This is a genomic window from Dokdonella sp. (assembly GCF_019634845.1).
Taxonomy (GTDB): domain Bacteria; phylum Pseudomonadota; class Gammaproteobacteria; order Xanthomonadales; family Rhodanobacteraceae; genus Dokdonella_A.
This window is the reverse complement of record NZ_JAHCAQ010000019.1, coordinates 18,493-32,199: the sequence shown is the minus strand read 5'-3', so window position 1 is coordinate 32,199 and position 13,707 is coordinate 18,493. Positions and strand designations below refer to the sequence as shown.

At 70.0% G+C, this 13,707-nt stretch carries 11 protein-coding genes; 3 read left to right on the top strand and 8 right to left on the bottom strand.

Translation table 11 applies throughout. The features are described from left to right. The first annotated feature begins 102 nt into the window (after window positions 1-102). Window positions 103-1,704 carry a malate synthase A gene (aceB, locus tag KF903_RS12975; protein WP_291215572.1) on the top strand — a complete coding sequence of 534 codons (1,602 nt, stop codon included), beginning with the start codon at window positions 103-105 and terminating at the stop codon, window positions 1,702-1,704. A 159-nt stretch (window positions 1,705-1,863) separates the two neighbouring features. Beyond that, a complete protein-coding gene (gene aceA / locus KF903_RS12970) occupies window positions 1,864-3,174 on the top strand; it encodes an isocitrate lyase (RefSeq protein WP_291215657.1) in 1,311 nt (436 codons plus the stop codon). 443 nt (window positions 3,175-3,617) lie between these two features. Here aceA and KF903_RS12965 read toward each other — a convergent pair whose 3' ends face one another. From KF903_RS12965 to KF903_RS12955, 3 genes are all read right to left on the bottom strand, one after another. Then, window positions 3,618-5,396, bottom strand: coding sequence for a potassium/proton antiporter (locus tag KF903_RS12965; RefSeq protein WP_291215569.1), 1,779 nt, complete (start codon window positions 5,394-5,396; stop codon window positions 3,618-3,620). A gap of 120 nt (window positions 5,397-5,516) precedes the next feature. Next, complete coding sequence (locus KF903_RS12960; RefSeq protein WP_291215566.1) at window positions 5,517-7,016, bottom strand: YifB family Mg chelatase-like AAA ATPase; 1,500 nt, start codon at window positions 7,014-7,016, stop codon at window positions 5,517-5,519. 175 nt (window positions 7,017-7,191) lie between these two features. Further along, on the bottom strand, window positions 7,192-7,458 hold the full coding sequence (locus KF903_RS12955; protein ID WP_291215564.1) for an accessory factor UbiK family protein: 267 nt from the start codon (window positions 7,456-7,458) through the stop codon (window positions 7,192-7,194). A 295-nt stretch (window positions 7,459-7,753) separates the two neighbouring features. On the opposite strand from KF903_RS12955, the gene glnK reads away from it, so the two are divergent. Continuing rightward, window positions 7,754-8,092 carry a P-II family nitrogen regulator gene (gene glnK / locus KF903_RS12950; protein ID WP_291215561.1) on the top strand — a complete coding sequence of 113 codons (339 nt, stop codon included), beginning with the start codon at window positions 7,754-7,756 and terminating at the stop codon, window positions 8,090-8,092. A 21-nt stretch (window positions 8,093-8,113) separates the two neighbouring features. Here the strand turns inward: glnK and tkt are convergent, their stop codons facing one another. From tkt to pstC, 5 genes are all read right to left on the bottom strand, one after another. Continuing rightward, window positions 8,114-10,111: a transketolase gene (gene tkt / locus KF903_RS12945; protein ID WP_345777765.1), complete on the bottom strand. Its 1,998-nt coding sequence runs from the start codon at window positions 10,109-10,111 to the stop codon at window positions 8,114-8,116. A gap of 222 nt (window positions 10,112-10,333) precedes the next feature. Next, complete coding sequence (gene phoU / locus KF903_RS12940) at window positions 10,334-11,029, bottom strand: phosphate signaling complex protein PhoU (RefSeq protein WP_291215558.1); 696 nt, start codon at window positions 11,027-11,029, stop codon at window positions 10,334-10,336. Continuing rightward, the gene (pstB, locus tag KF903_RS12935) at window positions 11,026-11,862 is read right to left on the bottom strand and encodes a phosphate ABC transporter ATP-binding protein PstB (protein ID WP_291215555.1); all 837 of its coding nucleotides are present in this window, start codon (window positions 11,860-11,862) and stop codon (window positions 11,026-11,028) included. Before pstB ends, phoU begins: the two co-directional genes overlap by 4 nt. Continuing rightward, the gene (gene pstA, locus KF903_RS12930) at window positions 11,852-12,724 is read right to left on the bottom strand and encodes a phosphate ABC transporter permease PstA (RefSeq protein WP_291215553.1); all 873 of its coding nucleotides are present in this window, start codon (window positions 12,722-12,724) and stop codon (window positions 11,852-11,854) included. The genes pstB and pstA overlap by 11 nt, the downstream gene beginning before the upstream one ends. Further along, window positions 12,721-13,674, bottom strand: a complete 954-nt coding sequence (gene pstC, locus KF903_RS12925; protein ID WP_291215550.1) for a phosphate ABC transporter permease subunit PstC — start codon at window positions 13,672-13,674, stop codon at window positions 12,721-12,723. Before pstC ends, pstA begins: the two co-directional genes overlap by 4 nt. Between the last annotated feature and the right edge of the window lie 33 nt (window positions 13,675-13,707).

Here is a 13,707-nt window from a genome sequence, read left to right as displayed (position 1 = left end):
ATATTAGCCATTGAATAAGTCAATATATCGCATTGAATCGTTTGTTTTGTCAAAGATACTTTTCCATGCCTAGGATTGCCGCAAAGCATCACGGAGCCCGGCATGACCACCGCTGCACTGCGCCAACCCCAGTCCGACATCGAAATCCTCGCCTCTGCCAGTGCCGCCGCCGCTGCCGTGCTGACGCCACCGGCGCTGGCCTTCCTCAGCGACCTGCATCGCCGCTTCGATGCCACGCGGCGCCGCCTGCTGGAGCGCCGCCGTGAACGCCAGGCCCGCCATGACGCCGGTGAGCTGCCCGACTTCCGCAGCGACACGCGCGCGATCCGCGAGGGCAGCTGGCGCGTGGCGCCGATCCCCGCCGCCCTGCTCGACCGTCGTGTCGAGATCACCGGCCCGGTCGAGCGCAAGATGATCATCAACGCGCTCAATTCGGGTGCCAAGGTGTTCATGGCCGATTTCGAGGACTCCACGGCGCCGAGCTTCGGCAACCTCGTCGATGGCCAGCTCAACCTGCGCGATGCGGTGCGCGGCGACATCGCCTACACCTCAGCCGAGGGCAGGCACTACGCGATCCACGGTGATCCGGCCGTGCTCATGGTGCGGCCACGTGGCTGGCACCTCGACGAGGCCCACGTCGAAGTCGATGGCGAGCCGATGGCCGGTGCGCTGTTCGACTTTGGCCTGTTCGCCTTCCACAACGCGCTCGCGTTGCAGGCGCGTCGGCGCGGACCGTACTTCTACCTGCCCAAGCTCGAATGTGCCGAGGAAGCGGCGCTGTGGGATGCGGTCCTGGCCCATGCCGAACACGAACTGGGTCTGCCGCACGGGGCGATGAAGGTCACGGTGTTGATCGAGACGTTGCCCGCGGTGTTCGAGATGGACGAGATCCTGCACGCCCTGCGTGAGCGTTGCGTCGGCCTCAACTGCGGACGCTGGGACTACATCTTCTCGTGCATCAAGACGCTGCGCGCCCATCCCGACCATGTGCTGCCCGAACGCGGCCAGGTCACCATGGGCGTGCCGTTCCTCAAGGCGTACACCGAGCTGCTGATCAAGACCTGCCACCGCCGTGGTGCGTTTGCCATGGGCGGCATGGCGGCGCAGATCCCGATCGCTGCCGACCCCGCCGCCAACGCGGCCGCGCTCGACAAGGTGCGTGCCGACAAGCTGCGCGAGGTGCGTGCCGGCCACGATGGCACCTGGGTGGCGCACCCGGCCCTGGTGCGTGTCGCGCGCGAGGTGTTCGACGACCACATGAGCACGCCCAACCAGCTCCACGTGCTGCGCGAGGATGTGACTGCCGACCGCGATGCCCTGCTCGCGACCAGCACGGGCACCATCACGCGGGCGGGCTTTGCCGCCAACATCGAGATCTGCCTGCGCTACACCGCCGCCTGGCTCGACGGCCAGGGCTGCGTGCCGATCAACCACCTGATGGAAGACGCCGCCACCGCGGAAATTTCGCGCGCGCAGTTGTGGCAATGGCTGCACGTGGCACGCGAACCGCGTTTCGACGATGGCGGCGTGATCGACTTCGCCGCCTTCGACGGCGAGCTGGTCGCGGCGCGCCAGCGGCTGGCCGCGTTGCCGATCCCCGGCCAGCATCAGGTCGGCGCCGCCGCGATCCTGCTGCACAAACTGACCCACGCGCGCGAGCTGGCCGATTTCCTCACCCTCGCCGCCTATCCATCGCTGCATTGAGCCGGCGTCTGGGCCGCCGCCGGGCACGGTCGCCGGCAGCACGGGGCCGCCCAAACCTGCCTTCGCGCAGCCCGCGACCGCGCCATCGTCGACCGCCTGCGCCGGTTGCAGGCCAACCCAACCACCACCCACCCAGCCACATCCAACGACACGGGGATGATCATGAACCCACTGCCCACCGCCCACGAACTGCGCCAGGACTGGTCCACCAACCCACGCTGGACCGGTGTCCAGCGCAACTACGATGCCGACGACGTGCTGCGCCTGCGCGGTACCGTGCACGTCGAGCACTCGCTGGCGCGCCTGGGCGCCAACAAGTTGTGGCAATCGCTGCAGCGCGAGCCCTTCGTCAACGCCCTGGGCGCGCTGACCGGCAACCAGGCACTGCAACAGGTCAAGGCCGGCCTCAAGGCCATCTATCTGTCGGGTTGGCAGGTGGCTGCCGATGCCAATCTGGCCGGCCAGATGTATCCCGACCAGTCGCTGTACCCGGCCGATTCGGTGCCGGCCGTCGTGCGCCGCATCAACAACACGCTGCTGCGCGCCGACCAGATCGCGCATGCCGAGGGCGACGACAGCATCGACTACCTGCAGCCGATCGTCGCCGATGCCGAGGCCGGCTTCGGTGGCGTGCTCAATGCCTTCGAGCTCATGAAGGCGATGATCGAGGCCGGTGCAGCCGCCGTGCATTTCGAGGATCAGCTCGCCAGCGTCAAGAAGTGCGGCCACATGGGTGGCAAGGTGCTGGTGCCCACGCGCGAGGCGATCGAGAAGCTCAACGCGGCGCGTCTGGCTGCCGACGTGCTCGGCGTGCCGACCCTCATCGTGGCGCGCACCGACGCCGAGGCGGCCGACCTGCTGACCAGCGACGTCGACCCCAATGACCAGCCCTTCACCACCGGCGAGCGCACGGTCGAGGGCTTCTTCAAGACGCGCAAGGGCCTGGACCAGGCGATCTCGCGTGGCCTGGCCTACGCGCCCTATGCCGATCTCGTCTGGTGCGAGACCGGCAAGCCCGATCTCAAGTTCGCGCGCGCCTTCGCCGAGGCGATCCACGCGCGCTACCCCGGCAAGGCTCTGGCCTACAACTGCTCGCCGAGCTTCAACTGGAAGCAGAACCTCGACGATGCCACGATCGCGCGCTTCCAGCACGAGCTGGCCGCAATGGGTTACAAGTTCCAGTTCATCACGCTGGCCGGCTTCCATGCCCTCAACTACGCGATGTTCCACCTTGCCCACGGCTATGCGCGGCGCCAGATGAGCGCCTTCGTCGACCTGCAGCAAGCCGAGTTCGCGGCCGCCGAGCAGGGCTTCACCGCAGTCAAGCACCAGCGCGAAGTCGGCACCGGTTACTTCGACGCCGTGACGCAGGCGATCCAGCAAGGCCAGTCCTCGACGCTTGCGCTCAAGGGCTCGACCGAGGAAGAGCAGTTCGAGGACCGCGCGGACCCGCAGCGCGTTGCCGCCTGAACCGCCGCGGTGGCCGGCGCCAGCGCCGGCCGCTGCGCCGCGGCAGGACGTACGCCGACGTCGGCAACGAATTGCAGCGGGATCGGGACAGGGGCGCGGCGGCAGGGTTGCAGCCCACCGGCATCGGAACGGGGAGAGAGGGTTGGCGGCTGCTGGGGAGTCGTGCCGCGAACCCGACGTTCCGATGCCGGCGAAGTCCGAACCCCGCGTTGCACGGGTGCCGGAAATGGCTGACCCAATGATCCATGCAAGACGCGGGCCAAGTGCCCGCGGTACCGTCACCGGCGGTGCCGGCGCCGCGCCGCCGCAGGGGATCCACGCCGCCGACACCGTGGCGCCGCGCGCGCAGCCAGTGTCGGCTTGCGACATTTCCTGTCACATCGCCGCGACCGTTTGGCCGTCTTTACGTCAAAAATGTCAGGTCATGGGACTTTGGTCGCAGATCACCGGCGCCGTCCCGGCGGCAGCAGCTGTTGCAGCCAGCGCGGCCGCGCCAGCACCGTGCCAAGCCGGTCCACCTTGAGCCCGACCTTGCGCACGCCTTCGTCGTCGAGGTCGCGAGCGATCAGCGTGACGGCGCCCAGGTGCACCCGATCGCCGACCTCGATGGTGTGTTCGAAACGCCGCGCGAAGTGCTCGGCCAGCGTCAGCGAGGCATCACGCGGGCGCACCGGCAGCGCGTAGAACTCGGCGATCTCGCCCAGCTGCACGTCGGCATCGAACGTGAACTCGCCGAACAGTTCGCGTTCGGCCTCGCGCGCCTGCTCGGGTGGCGCAAACAACCAGTCGAGGCGGTACACGCGGCCCGGCGGCGCCAGCAGGTAGGCGTAGTCGCCGATCTGCAGCGCGCCGGCCTCATGCGCGGCGAGAATGGCACCGTCGCGCACCACGAGGGTCAGGTGCGACCACGACGGAAGCGGCGCGCCGGCCAGCACGCGGGCCTGCGCGGCGACCGGATAGCCGACCAGCTCGCGCTCGAGCGAGCCGGGCAGATCCAATTCCACGCGTCGCACCGTGCTCTCCAGATGCGGCAGGGCCACGTCGAACAGGCGCGCCGCCAGCCCCAGCGTCCATCCCTGCACCAGCAGCGACACCAGCACCACGACAAAGGCCACGTTGAATACGAGCTGCGCATTGGGCAGCTGCGCCAGCATCGGAATCGAGGCCAGGAAGATGCCGACCGCGCCACGCAGGCCGATCCACGAGATGAACGCGATCTCGCGCTTGCCGTAGCGCCGCAGCGGCGCCAGGCAGGCGATCACGGCCAATGGTCGCCCGACGAACATGAGGAACGCCGCCACGCCGAGCGCCGGCAACAGCCAGGTCAGCAGTGCGCGCGGCGAGGCCAGCAGGCCCAGCACGAGAAACATCGCGATCTGGCACAGCCAGGTGGCGGCATCGAGGGTGCCGAGCAGGTTGCTGAGGCCACCGCGCACGCGGTTGGCGACGACGAGGCCGGCGATGTAGACGGCCAGGAAGCCGCTGCCACCGAGCTGTCCGGTGATGCCGAACACGAGCACCGCGCCGGCCAGCGCAAACAGCGCCGCCAGCGCATGGCCGAACTGCAGGTGATTGAGGCCGCGCGCGATCGCACCGCCGCCGACCACACCGGCGATGCTGCCGATGCCGAACTGCACCACGAACTCGCGCAACAGGGCCAATGGCGACAGGCCAGCCGGCGTGGTCACGTACTCGACCAGCATCATCGTCAGCAGGATCGCGGCCGGGTCGTTGGCGCTCGACTCGATCTCGAGCGTGGCGCCGACGCGCTCGCGCAGCTGCAAGCCGCCGGCGCGCAGCAGGAACAGCACGGCGGCGGCATCGGTCGAGGCCACCACCGCACCAACGAGGAAGCCGTAGGCCGGCTCCAGATGCAGCAGCCAGCTTGCCGCCATGCCGGTGAGGACGGCGCTGAGCATGACGCCGACGGTCGCCAGCAGCAGGGTCGGCGCGAGCACGCGGCGCACGGTCTCGAGCCGCGTGCGCAAGCCGCCGTCGAACAGGATGACGGCCAGCGCCAGCGAGCCCAGCTCGTAGGCGCCCGAATAGTCGTCGAAGGCGATGCCGCCGGGCCCATCGGCCCCGGCCAGCATGCCGATGACGAGGAACACGAGCAGCAAGGGCGCGCTGAAGCGCCGCGCCACGAGACTGGAGGCGATGCCGACGAGGACCAATGCGGCGGCCGCGGCAAACACCCAGTAGACATGCTCGATCGTCGTCATGTCGTGATCATAGCGGCGCCACGGCCGACTCCGGCAGCCCCGCCCGGACCGTGGTTGGCGCTGCCAGTTGGGCGTGCGCGCGCGGCGTGGACCGGCGGCATCGCCGCGCGTGCCGCCCGCTCAGGCCAGCGCGCGCTGGTACTGGATCGCTTCGCCCAGATGCGCGCAGTCGATGTCGCGCGCCTGTGCAAGGTCGGCGATCGTGCGCGCCACGCGCAGCAGCCGATGCCAGGCGCGGGCCGACAGACCCAACCGTTCGAGCGCGCGGTCGAGCAGGGCCTGTCCCGCCGCATCGAGTGCGCAGTCGCGTTCGATCTGGCGGTTGCCGAGCCAGGCATTGGGGCGGCCGGCGCGCGCCAACTGCAGCGCCCGCGCCGCGCCCACGCGGGCGCGCACGGTGGCGCTGTCCTCACCGGCCGCCGCGGCACGCAGTTGCGCCTGGGTGACGCGCGGCATGTCGAGCTTCAGGTCGATGCGGTCGAGCAGTGGTCCCGACACGCGAGCGCGATAGCGCGCGATCGCATCGGGCGTGCAGCGGCAGCGACCGTCGGCGTCGCCGGCATAGCCACAGGGGCAGGGATTCATCGCTGCCACGAGCTGGAAGCGCGCCGGAAATTCGACCTGGCGCGCCGCCCGCGAGATGCAGATGCGGCCCGATTCCAGCGGCTCGCGCAGCACCTCGAGCACGTGGCGATCGAACTCGGGCAACTCGTCGAGAAACAGCACCCCGTGGTGCGCCAGCGAAATCTCGCCGGGCCGCGGGATCGAGCCACCGCCGACCAGCGCCACGGCCGAGGCCGTGTGGTGCGGATGGCGAAACGCGCGGCGCAGCCAGGCGCCGACCTCGTTGCGCTGGCCCGCCACCGAGCGCACCGCCGCCAGCTCCAGCGCCTCGGCTTCGGACAGTGGCGGCAGGATGCCGGGCAGGCGGCTGGCCAGCATCGTCTTGCCGGTGCCGGGCAGGCCGCACAGCAACAGGTTGTGGGCACCGGCGGCGGCGATCTCGAGTGCGCGCCGCGCCTGCGGCTGGCCACGCACGTCGGCCAGGTCCGGTTCGTCGGCGCCGTCGGCGGCTGCCGCATCCACCGCTTGCGCGCGTGCCAGCTCGCCGCGGCCGCACAGGTGCGCACACACCTCGAGCAGCGAATCGGCCACGCGCACGTCGGCATGCGCCACCAGCGCGGCTTCCGCACCATTGGCGCGCGGCACGACGACGGTGCGCCCGGCGCGGCTGGCCTGCAGCACGGCCGGCAACACGCCGTCGACCGCTCGCAGCTCGCCCGACAGCGCCAGCTCGCCGACGAACTCGCAGTCGCCCAGGGCCGCCGTCGGCACGCCGCCGTTGGCGGCCACGATGCCGAGCGCGATCGGCAGGTCGAAGCGACCACCGTCCTTGGGCAGGTCGGCCGGGGCGAGATTCACGGTCACGCGACGCTGCGGGTATTCGAGCTGCGCATTGAGGATTGCGGCGCGCACGCGGTCGCGTGCTTCCTTGACCGCGGTTTCCGGCAGGCCGACGATCGACGTGCCGGGCAGGCCGCCCGACAGATGCACTTCGCACGACACCTGCGGCGCGGCCACACCGACCTGGGCGCGTGTGTGGACGATCGCGAGGCTCATGGCGCCGGCCTGCGATCCGCGTCGCCGCAGTCGACGCCGGGGCAAAAAAAGTCCGCCGCGCGCACCAGGGGGTGACTTGCGCGCGACGGCGGACTTCCCGGGAAAAACCCTTGCCGGACGGGGCATGACACGCGGGCGGCGTGCCACGGCGGCGCCGGCGTGTCCATCACCGTGCTCAGTTGCGCTGGGCCAGCGAGGCGCCGAGCGCGCGCTCCAGTGCCAGCAGCCGTTGTTCCACTTCCTCGAGCTTCTCGCGCGTGCGCAGCAGCACGCAGCGCTGCACGTCATATTCCTCGCGCGTGACGAGATCGAGCCCGCGCAGTCCGTCGCGCAAGATGCCGCGCAGGCCCGCGCGCAGCTCGCCCGGCGCAGGGTCGGTGCCGGCCGGTACCGCCGCGGCGAGGCGGTGCACGAGATCGTCGATCGTCGGGTTTTGCATCATGGCGCTGGCCTCCCCGGCCTGTGCTGCGGCTGGCTCGATGTCGATCAATGCCGCCGCGGTGGTTGGACTCGTCCCTGCACCACCGCGGCAGCGCGGCTCCGTGGGGATCGGCAGCACATCGATGCGCCGATCGCGGGCTCCTTGCGCAGCCGCTCCGTCGGCCTCGTCCCCATGCGTTCAAGTCTAGGCACGATGGCGCGCGGCGCCAGACGCGGAGTTCGCAATCGCGTGTAGGAGATTTCCTACAGCAGGCCATCGGCTATAGTCGCGCAGTGCAACGAGGCAGGAGCGTTCCATGCGCATGGTCACGGCCATCATCAAGCCGTTCAAGCTCGACGACGTGCGCGAGGCGCTGGCCGAAGCGGGCGTGCAGGGCATCACCGTCACCGAGGTCAAGGGCTTCGGGCGCCAGAAGGGCCACACCGAGCTCTATCGCGGCGCCGAGTACGTGGTCGACTTCCTGCCCAAGATCAAGCTCGAGGTGGCGGTGGCCGACGATCAGGTCGAGCGCGTGGTCGAAGCGATCAGCCAGGCGGCAGGCACCGGCAAGATCGGCGACGGCAAGATCTTCGTCAGCGTGCTCGAGCGCGTGATCCGCATCCGCACCGGCGAGATCGACCAGGACGCGCTGTAACGCGCCCTGACCTGCGCAGGTTTAGCCGCTGGCGACCTGCGCCACGTGCTCGGGCGTGAGTCCGAAGAACTCGAACAAGCGGCCGGCCGGCGCCGATTCGCCGAACCGGTCGAGGCCGACGACCGCGCCGTCGGTGCCGACATACTTCCACCACAGCGCCGTGGAGCCGGCCTCGATGGCGACCTTGCGCACGGCGGCCGGCAACACCTGGGCGCGGTAGGCGGCATCCTGGGCGTCAAAGGCCTCGGTTGACGGCATCGACACCACGCGCGTGGCGATGCCTTGCACGTCGAGCAGCTGCTTGGCCGCCAGCGCGAGTGCGACTTCCGAACCGGTGGCGATGAGAATGCGCTGCGGCGCGCCGCTGGCCTCGGCCAGCACGTAACCGCCGCGCGCGATCGATTCGATCTGCGCTGCCGTGCGCGGCACGAACGGCAGGTTCTGCCGCGACAGGGCGAGCGCGGTCGGTGCATCGTCACGCTGCAGCGCGAGCTGCCAGGCAACGGCCGTTTCGACCGTGTCGCAGGGACGCCAGACTTCCAGCCCCGGGATCAGGCGCAGGCTCGAGACGTGCTCGACGGCCTGGTGGGTCGGGCCATCCTCGCCGAGCCCGATCGAGTCGTGCGTGAACACGTGGATCACGCGCCGGCGCATCAGCGCGCCCATGCGGATCGCGTTGCGGCTGTAGTCGCTGAAGGTGAGGAACGTACCGCCGAACGGGATGTAGCCGCCGTGCAGCGCGATGCCATTCATGATCGCGGCCATGCCGAACTCGCGCACGCCATAGCTGATGTGGCGGCCGGTGCCGCCACCGAGCAGCGGCTGCGCGCCCTTCCAGTTGGTGAGGTTGGAGCCGGTGAGGTCGGCCGAGCCGCCGAGCATCTCGGGCAACGCGGGAGCGAAGGCTTCGATCGCGTATTGGCTGGCCTTGCGGCTGGCGACGGTCTCGGCCTTGCTGTTGGCCTCGGCCACGAGCCGCGCCGCGCGCGCGGCGAAATCATCCGGCAGCCGGCCGGCCATGCGGCGTTCGAATTCGGCGGCAGCGGCGCCGTGCGCGCTGCGCCAGGTGGCGAAGCGCGCGTTCCACTGCGCCTCGCGCTGCGCGCCGGCGGCGCGTGCATCCCAGGCGGCGTAGAGGTCGGCGGGAATCTCGAACGGGCCGTATTCCCAGCCCAGCGCCTGGCGCGTGGCGGCCAGTTCCTCGGTGCCGAGCGCCTCGCCGTGCACCTTGGCGGTGCCCGCCCGCGTCGGTGCGCCACGACCGATCGTCGTGCGGCAGATGATGAAGCTGGGCTGCGTCGTGTTGGCCTTGGCCTGCGCAATCGCGGCATCGACCGCGTCGACGTCGTGGCCATCGATGGGGCCGAGCACCTGCCAGCCGTAGGCACGGAAGCGCGCTGCGGTGTCGTCGGTGAACCAACCGCGCACATCGCCGTCGATCGAAATGCCGTTGTCGTCGTACAGCGCGATGAGCTTGCCCAGTTGCCAGGTGCCGGCCAGCGCGCAGGCCTCGTGCGAGATGCCTTCCATGAGGCAGCCGTCGCCGACGAACACCCAGGTGTGGTGATCGACGATGGCCGCGCCGTCATGGTTGAACTCCGCCGCGAGCAGCTTCTCGGCCAGTGCCATGCCGACCGCGTTAGCCAGGCCTTGGCCGAGCGGACCGGTGGTGGTTTCCACGCCCGGCGTGACGTCGACCTCGGGGTGGCCCGGCGTCCTGGAATGGAGCTGGCGGAAGTTGCGGATCTCGTCGAGCGAAAGGTCGTAGCCGCTCAGGTGCAGCAGCGAGTACAGCAGCATCGAGCCGTGGCCATTGGACAGCACGAAGCGGTCGCGGTCGGCCCAGTGCGGATTGGCCGGGTTGTGGCGCAGGTGGCGCGACCACAGCGCCACGGCGATCTCGGCCATGCCCATCGGCATGCCCGGATGGCCGGACTTGGCCTTTTCAATCGCATCGGCGGACAGGAAACGGATCGCGTTGGCCATGCGGGCCGTGGCGGGGGGCGAGGCAGGACTCATGGACGCGCTCCGGTCGACGCGGCCTGGGCGGCGGGCCACGCGGGAAGGAAGGGGAGTGACGTGCGGGCGCAGCGCGCCGCGACGGCTGCCAATTTTGCCGCATCGGCGCTGGCGGCGGAAGCCGACGCCGGCACGGCCGGTTGGGCCGCGTCGGCGCGAGGCGTGGCACCGCGGCGCGCGCGGCGCAGGCGAGCCTTGCCGCCAGTCGGCGCGGTGCGATGGCTACCGCGGCCGCGCTGCGGCGGCGTCCTGCGCCGGCGCGGCGGCGCCGGGCGCACCCTCGGCAACGAACCAGACCTGCTCGGCGATGTTGGTGGCGTGATCGCCGATGCGTTCCAGGTGCTTGGCCACCAGCAGCAGATGCAGTGGCGTGGCTGCCGCATCACCGGCGCCGAGCAGGCGCTGCAGCATCTGCGCAAACAGCACGCCATGCACGCGATCGACTTCGTCGTCGCGGCGCCACACCGCGCGGGCCGCGTCAGCGTCGCCGCGGCGCCAGGCATCGAGCACGTCACCCACCATCGCGCTGGTGAGCTGCCCGAGCACGTGGATACTGGCCGGCAACGGCGTGCGATCGTCGGGCAGGGCCAACGACAACCGTGCCATGCCGACCGCGTGATCGCCGATCCGCTCGATGTCGGCGGCGATGCGCAGCGCCGCCAGCACCTCGCGCAGGTCGCGCGCGTTGGGCTGGCGCAGCGCGAGCAGGCGCAGCACGTCATGGCTCACTTCGCGCTCGCGCGCGTCGATCGCGTCGTCGTCGGCGATGACCTGCCGGGCCAGCGGGCGGTCGAATTGCTGCAGCGCCTGTCGCGCGCGCTCGACCTGCGCCAATGCGGCCTGCCCCATGTCGGCGATCTCGCTGGCCAGCCGCTCCAGCTCCAGGTCGAAGCTGCGCACGATGTGCTGCGGGCTCATCCGAACCTCCCGGTGATGTAGTCCTCGGTGTGCCGATTGGACGGGCTGGTGAAGATCGTTTCGGTGGCATCGACTTCGACCAGGCGGCCCATGTACATGAACGCGGTGCGGTCCGACACCCGCGCGGCCTGCTGCATGTTGTGGGTGACCATCACCAGCGTGTAGTCGCCCTTGAGCTCCTCGATCAACTGCTCGATGCGCGCGGTGGCGACCGGATCGAGCGCCGAGGTCGGCTCGTCAAGCAGCAGCACCTCGGGGCGCAGCGCGATCGCGCGGGCGATGCACAGGCGTTGCTGCTGGCCACCCGACAGGCCCAGCGCGCTGCGCTGCAGTTTGTCCTTGACCTCGTCCCACAGCGCCGCGCGGCGCAGCGCCTGCTCCACGCGCGCCTGCAGCTCGGGCCGCGACAAGCGCTCATGGTGGCGGATCCCCCAGGCGATGTTGTCGTGGATCGACAGCGGGAACGGCACCGGCTTCTGGAACACCATGCCGACCTTGCTGCGCAGCCGGTTCAGCGCGTACGCACGGTCGAGCACGTTCTCGCCGTCGAGCAACACCTCGCCGCTGGCGCGCAGCCGCGGGTAGATCGAGTAGATGCGATTGAGCACGCGCAACAGGGTCGACTTGCCGCAACCCGACGGACCGATGATCGCGGTCACCCGATGCAGCGGGATGTCGAGGCTGACCTCATGCAGCACCTGCGTGTCGCCGTAGTGGAAATCGAGCCCACGCACGGCGAACTTGGCCGGCGCGGCCGCGGCGCCAGCCGCTGGCGCCACGCCCTGGCGCGACCGCGCCAGCTCGATGCGGATGGGACCGGGATCACTGCTCATGCATCCTCCGATGCCGATGGGTGAATACGCGCATGGTCACGCTCAGTGCCAGCACGAACAGGGTGATCAGCAGCGCGCCCGCCCACGCGATCGCATGCAGCGCAGGCGAGGGATCGTTGGCGTACTGATAGATCGTGACCGGCACGCTGCCCATCTTGTGCAGCGGGTGCAGCGTCATGAAGTTGTTGCCGAAGGCGGTGAACAGCAGCGGCGCGGTCTCGCCGGCCAGTCGCGCCAACGCCAGCAGCACGCCGGTGACGATGCCGCTGGCGGCCGCACGCAGCAGTACATGCACGGTCAGCTTCCACTGCGGCACGCCGAGCGAAAGCGCCGCCTCGCGCAGCGTCGCCGGCACCAGTTGCAGCATCTGGTCGGTGGTGCGCACGATCACCGGCAGGCCAATCAGCGCCAGCGCGATCGAGCCGGCCACGCCCGAGAACGACACCGCGCCGCCGCTCAGGCGCGACATCGGCAGTACCACCGCCACGTAGACGAACAGGCCGAGCACGATCGACGGCGCCGACAACAGGATGTCGTTGAGGAAGCGCACGCTGGCGCCAAAGCGCGAGCGCGGCGCATATTCGGCGAGGAAGGTGCCGGCCGCGACACCGACCGGCACGCAAATCGCGAGCGCGCCGAGGTCCATGATGAGGCTGCCGACGATCGCGTTGGACAGCCCGCCCTGCTCGCCATCGGCGCTGACCTGCGTGAACAGGCGCCAATCGAGCGCAGCCAGGCCCTGGCGCAGCGTGAGCCACAGGATCCAGCCGAGCAAGGCCAGGCCGAGTGCGGTCGCGCAGGCGCCCAGAGCCAGTGCGAGCGCGTTGACCATGCGACGTCGCAGTTGCAGCGTGGCGCTCATCGCAGACCCTCGCGCCGCGTCATGCGCCGCAACAGCAGGCGCGCCGCGAGCAACACCGCGAACGTCACCACGAACAACAGGAAGGCGAGTGCGAGCAAGGCCGAGCGGTGGGTGCCGACCGCCTCGTTGAACTCATTGGCAATGCTCGAGGCGATCGAGGTACCCGGCATCAGCAGCGAGCCGCTGATCGCGTATGAGTTGCCGAGCACGAAGGTGACCGCCATGGTCTCACCGAGCGCGCGTCCAAGGCCGAGGAAGATGCCGCCAATGACCGCCGCGCGCGTGTAGGGCAGCACGATTTGCCAGGCCACTTCCCAAGTGGTGGCGCCCAGCGCGTGGGCCGCTTCGATCAGCTGCGCCGGAACGGCCTGGAACACCTCGCGCATGACCGCGCTGATGAACGGCAGGATCATCACCGCCAGCACGATGCCGGCGGTGAGCAGGCCCAAGCCCAGCGGCGGCCCCTGGAACCAGCAACCGATCAGCGGCAGGCGGCCCAGGCTGGCGCTCAGCCAGGGTTCGACCCGCGCCATGAACGGCACGAATGCGAACAGACCCCACATGCCGTAGATGATCGACGGGATGCTGGCGAGCAGTTCGACAGCGGTGCCGAGCGGGCCGCGCAGCCATGGCGGCGCGGTACGGGTGAGGAACAATGCGATGCCGAACGCCAGCGGTACCGCCAGCAACAACGCGATCAGCGATGTCACGAGGGTACCGAACACCGGTGCCAGCGCGCCGTAGTTGTTGGTGACCGGATCCCATTGGGCACTGCCAAGGAAGCGCCAGCCCTGTCCGAGCAGGACCTCGCGCCCGCCCCACGCGGTCGACAGCGCGGCGCCCAGCAGGACCGCCAGCACGAGCAGCGCACAGGCCTGCAGCAGACCGCGGAACCAGCGGTCGTTGCGCGTGTCGGCGCGGGCACGCCGCTCGTGGCTGCAGGTGGCCACGGCGGACGCCGCGGGCGGCGACGCGGCGCCATC

Bases quoted from the DNA above. Each gene is read 5' to 3' on its own strand.
- aceB (WP_291215572.1), top strand. From the start codon at position 103: ATGACCACCGCTGCACTGCGCCAACCCCAGTCCGACATCGAAATCCTC.
- KF903_RS12965 (WP_291215569.1), bottom strand. From the start codon at position 5,396: ATGACGACGATCGAGCATGTCTACTGGGTGTTTGCCGCGGCCGCCGCA.
- KF903_RS12960 (WP_291215566.1), bottom strand. From the start codon at position 7,016: ATGAGCCTCGCGATCGTCCACACACGCGCCCAGGTCGGTGTGGCCGCG.
- KF903_RS12955 (WP_291215564.1), bottom strand. From the start codon at position 7,458: ATGATGCAAAACCCGACGATCGACGATCTCGTGCACCGCCTCGCCGCG.
- glnK (WP_291215561.1), top strand. From the start codon at position 7,754: ATGCGCATGGTCACGGCCATCATCAAGCCGTTCAAGCTCGACGACGTG.
- tkt (WP_345777765.1), bottom strand. From the start codon at position 10,111: ATGAGTCCTGCCTCGCCCCCCGCCACGGCCCGCATGGCCAACGCGATC.
- phoU (WP_291215558.1), bottom strand. From the start codon at position 11,029: ATGAGCCCGCAGCACATCGTGCGCAGCTTCGACCTGGAGCTGGAGCGG.
- pstB (WP_291215555.1), bottom strand. From the start codon at position 11,862: ATGAGCAGTGATCCCGGTCCCATCCGCATCGAGCTGGCGCGGTCGCGC.
- pstA (WP_291215553.1), bottom strand. From the start codon at position 12,724: ATGAGCGCCACGCTGCAACTGCGACGTCGCATGGTCAACGCGCTCGCA.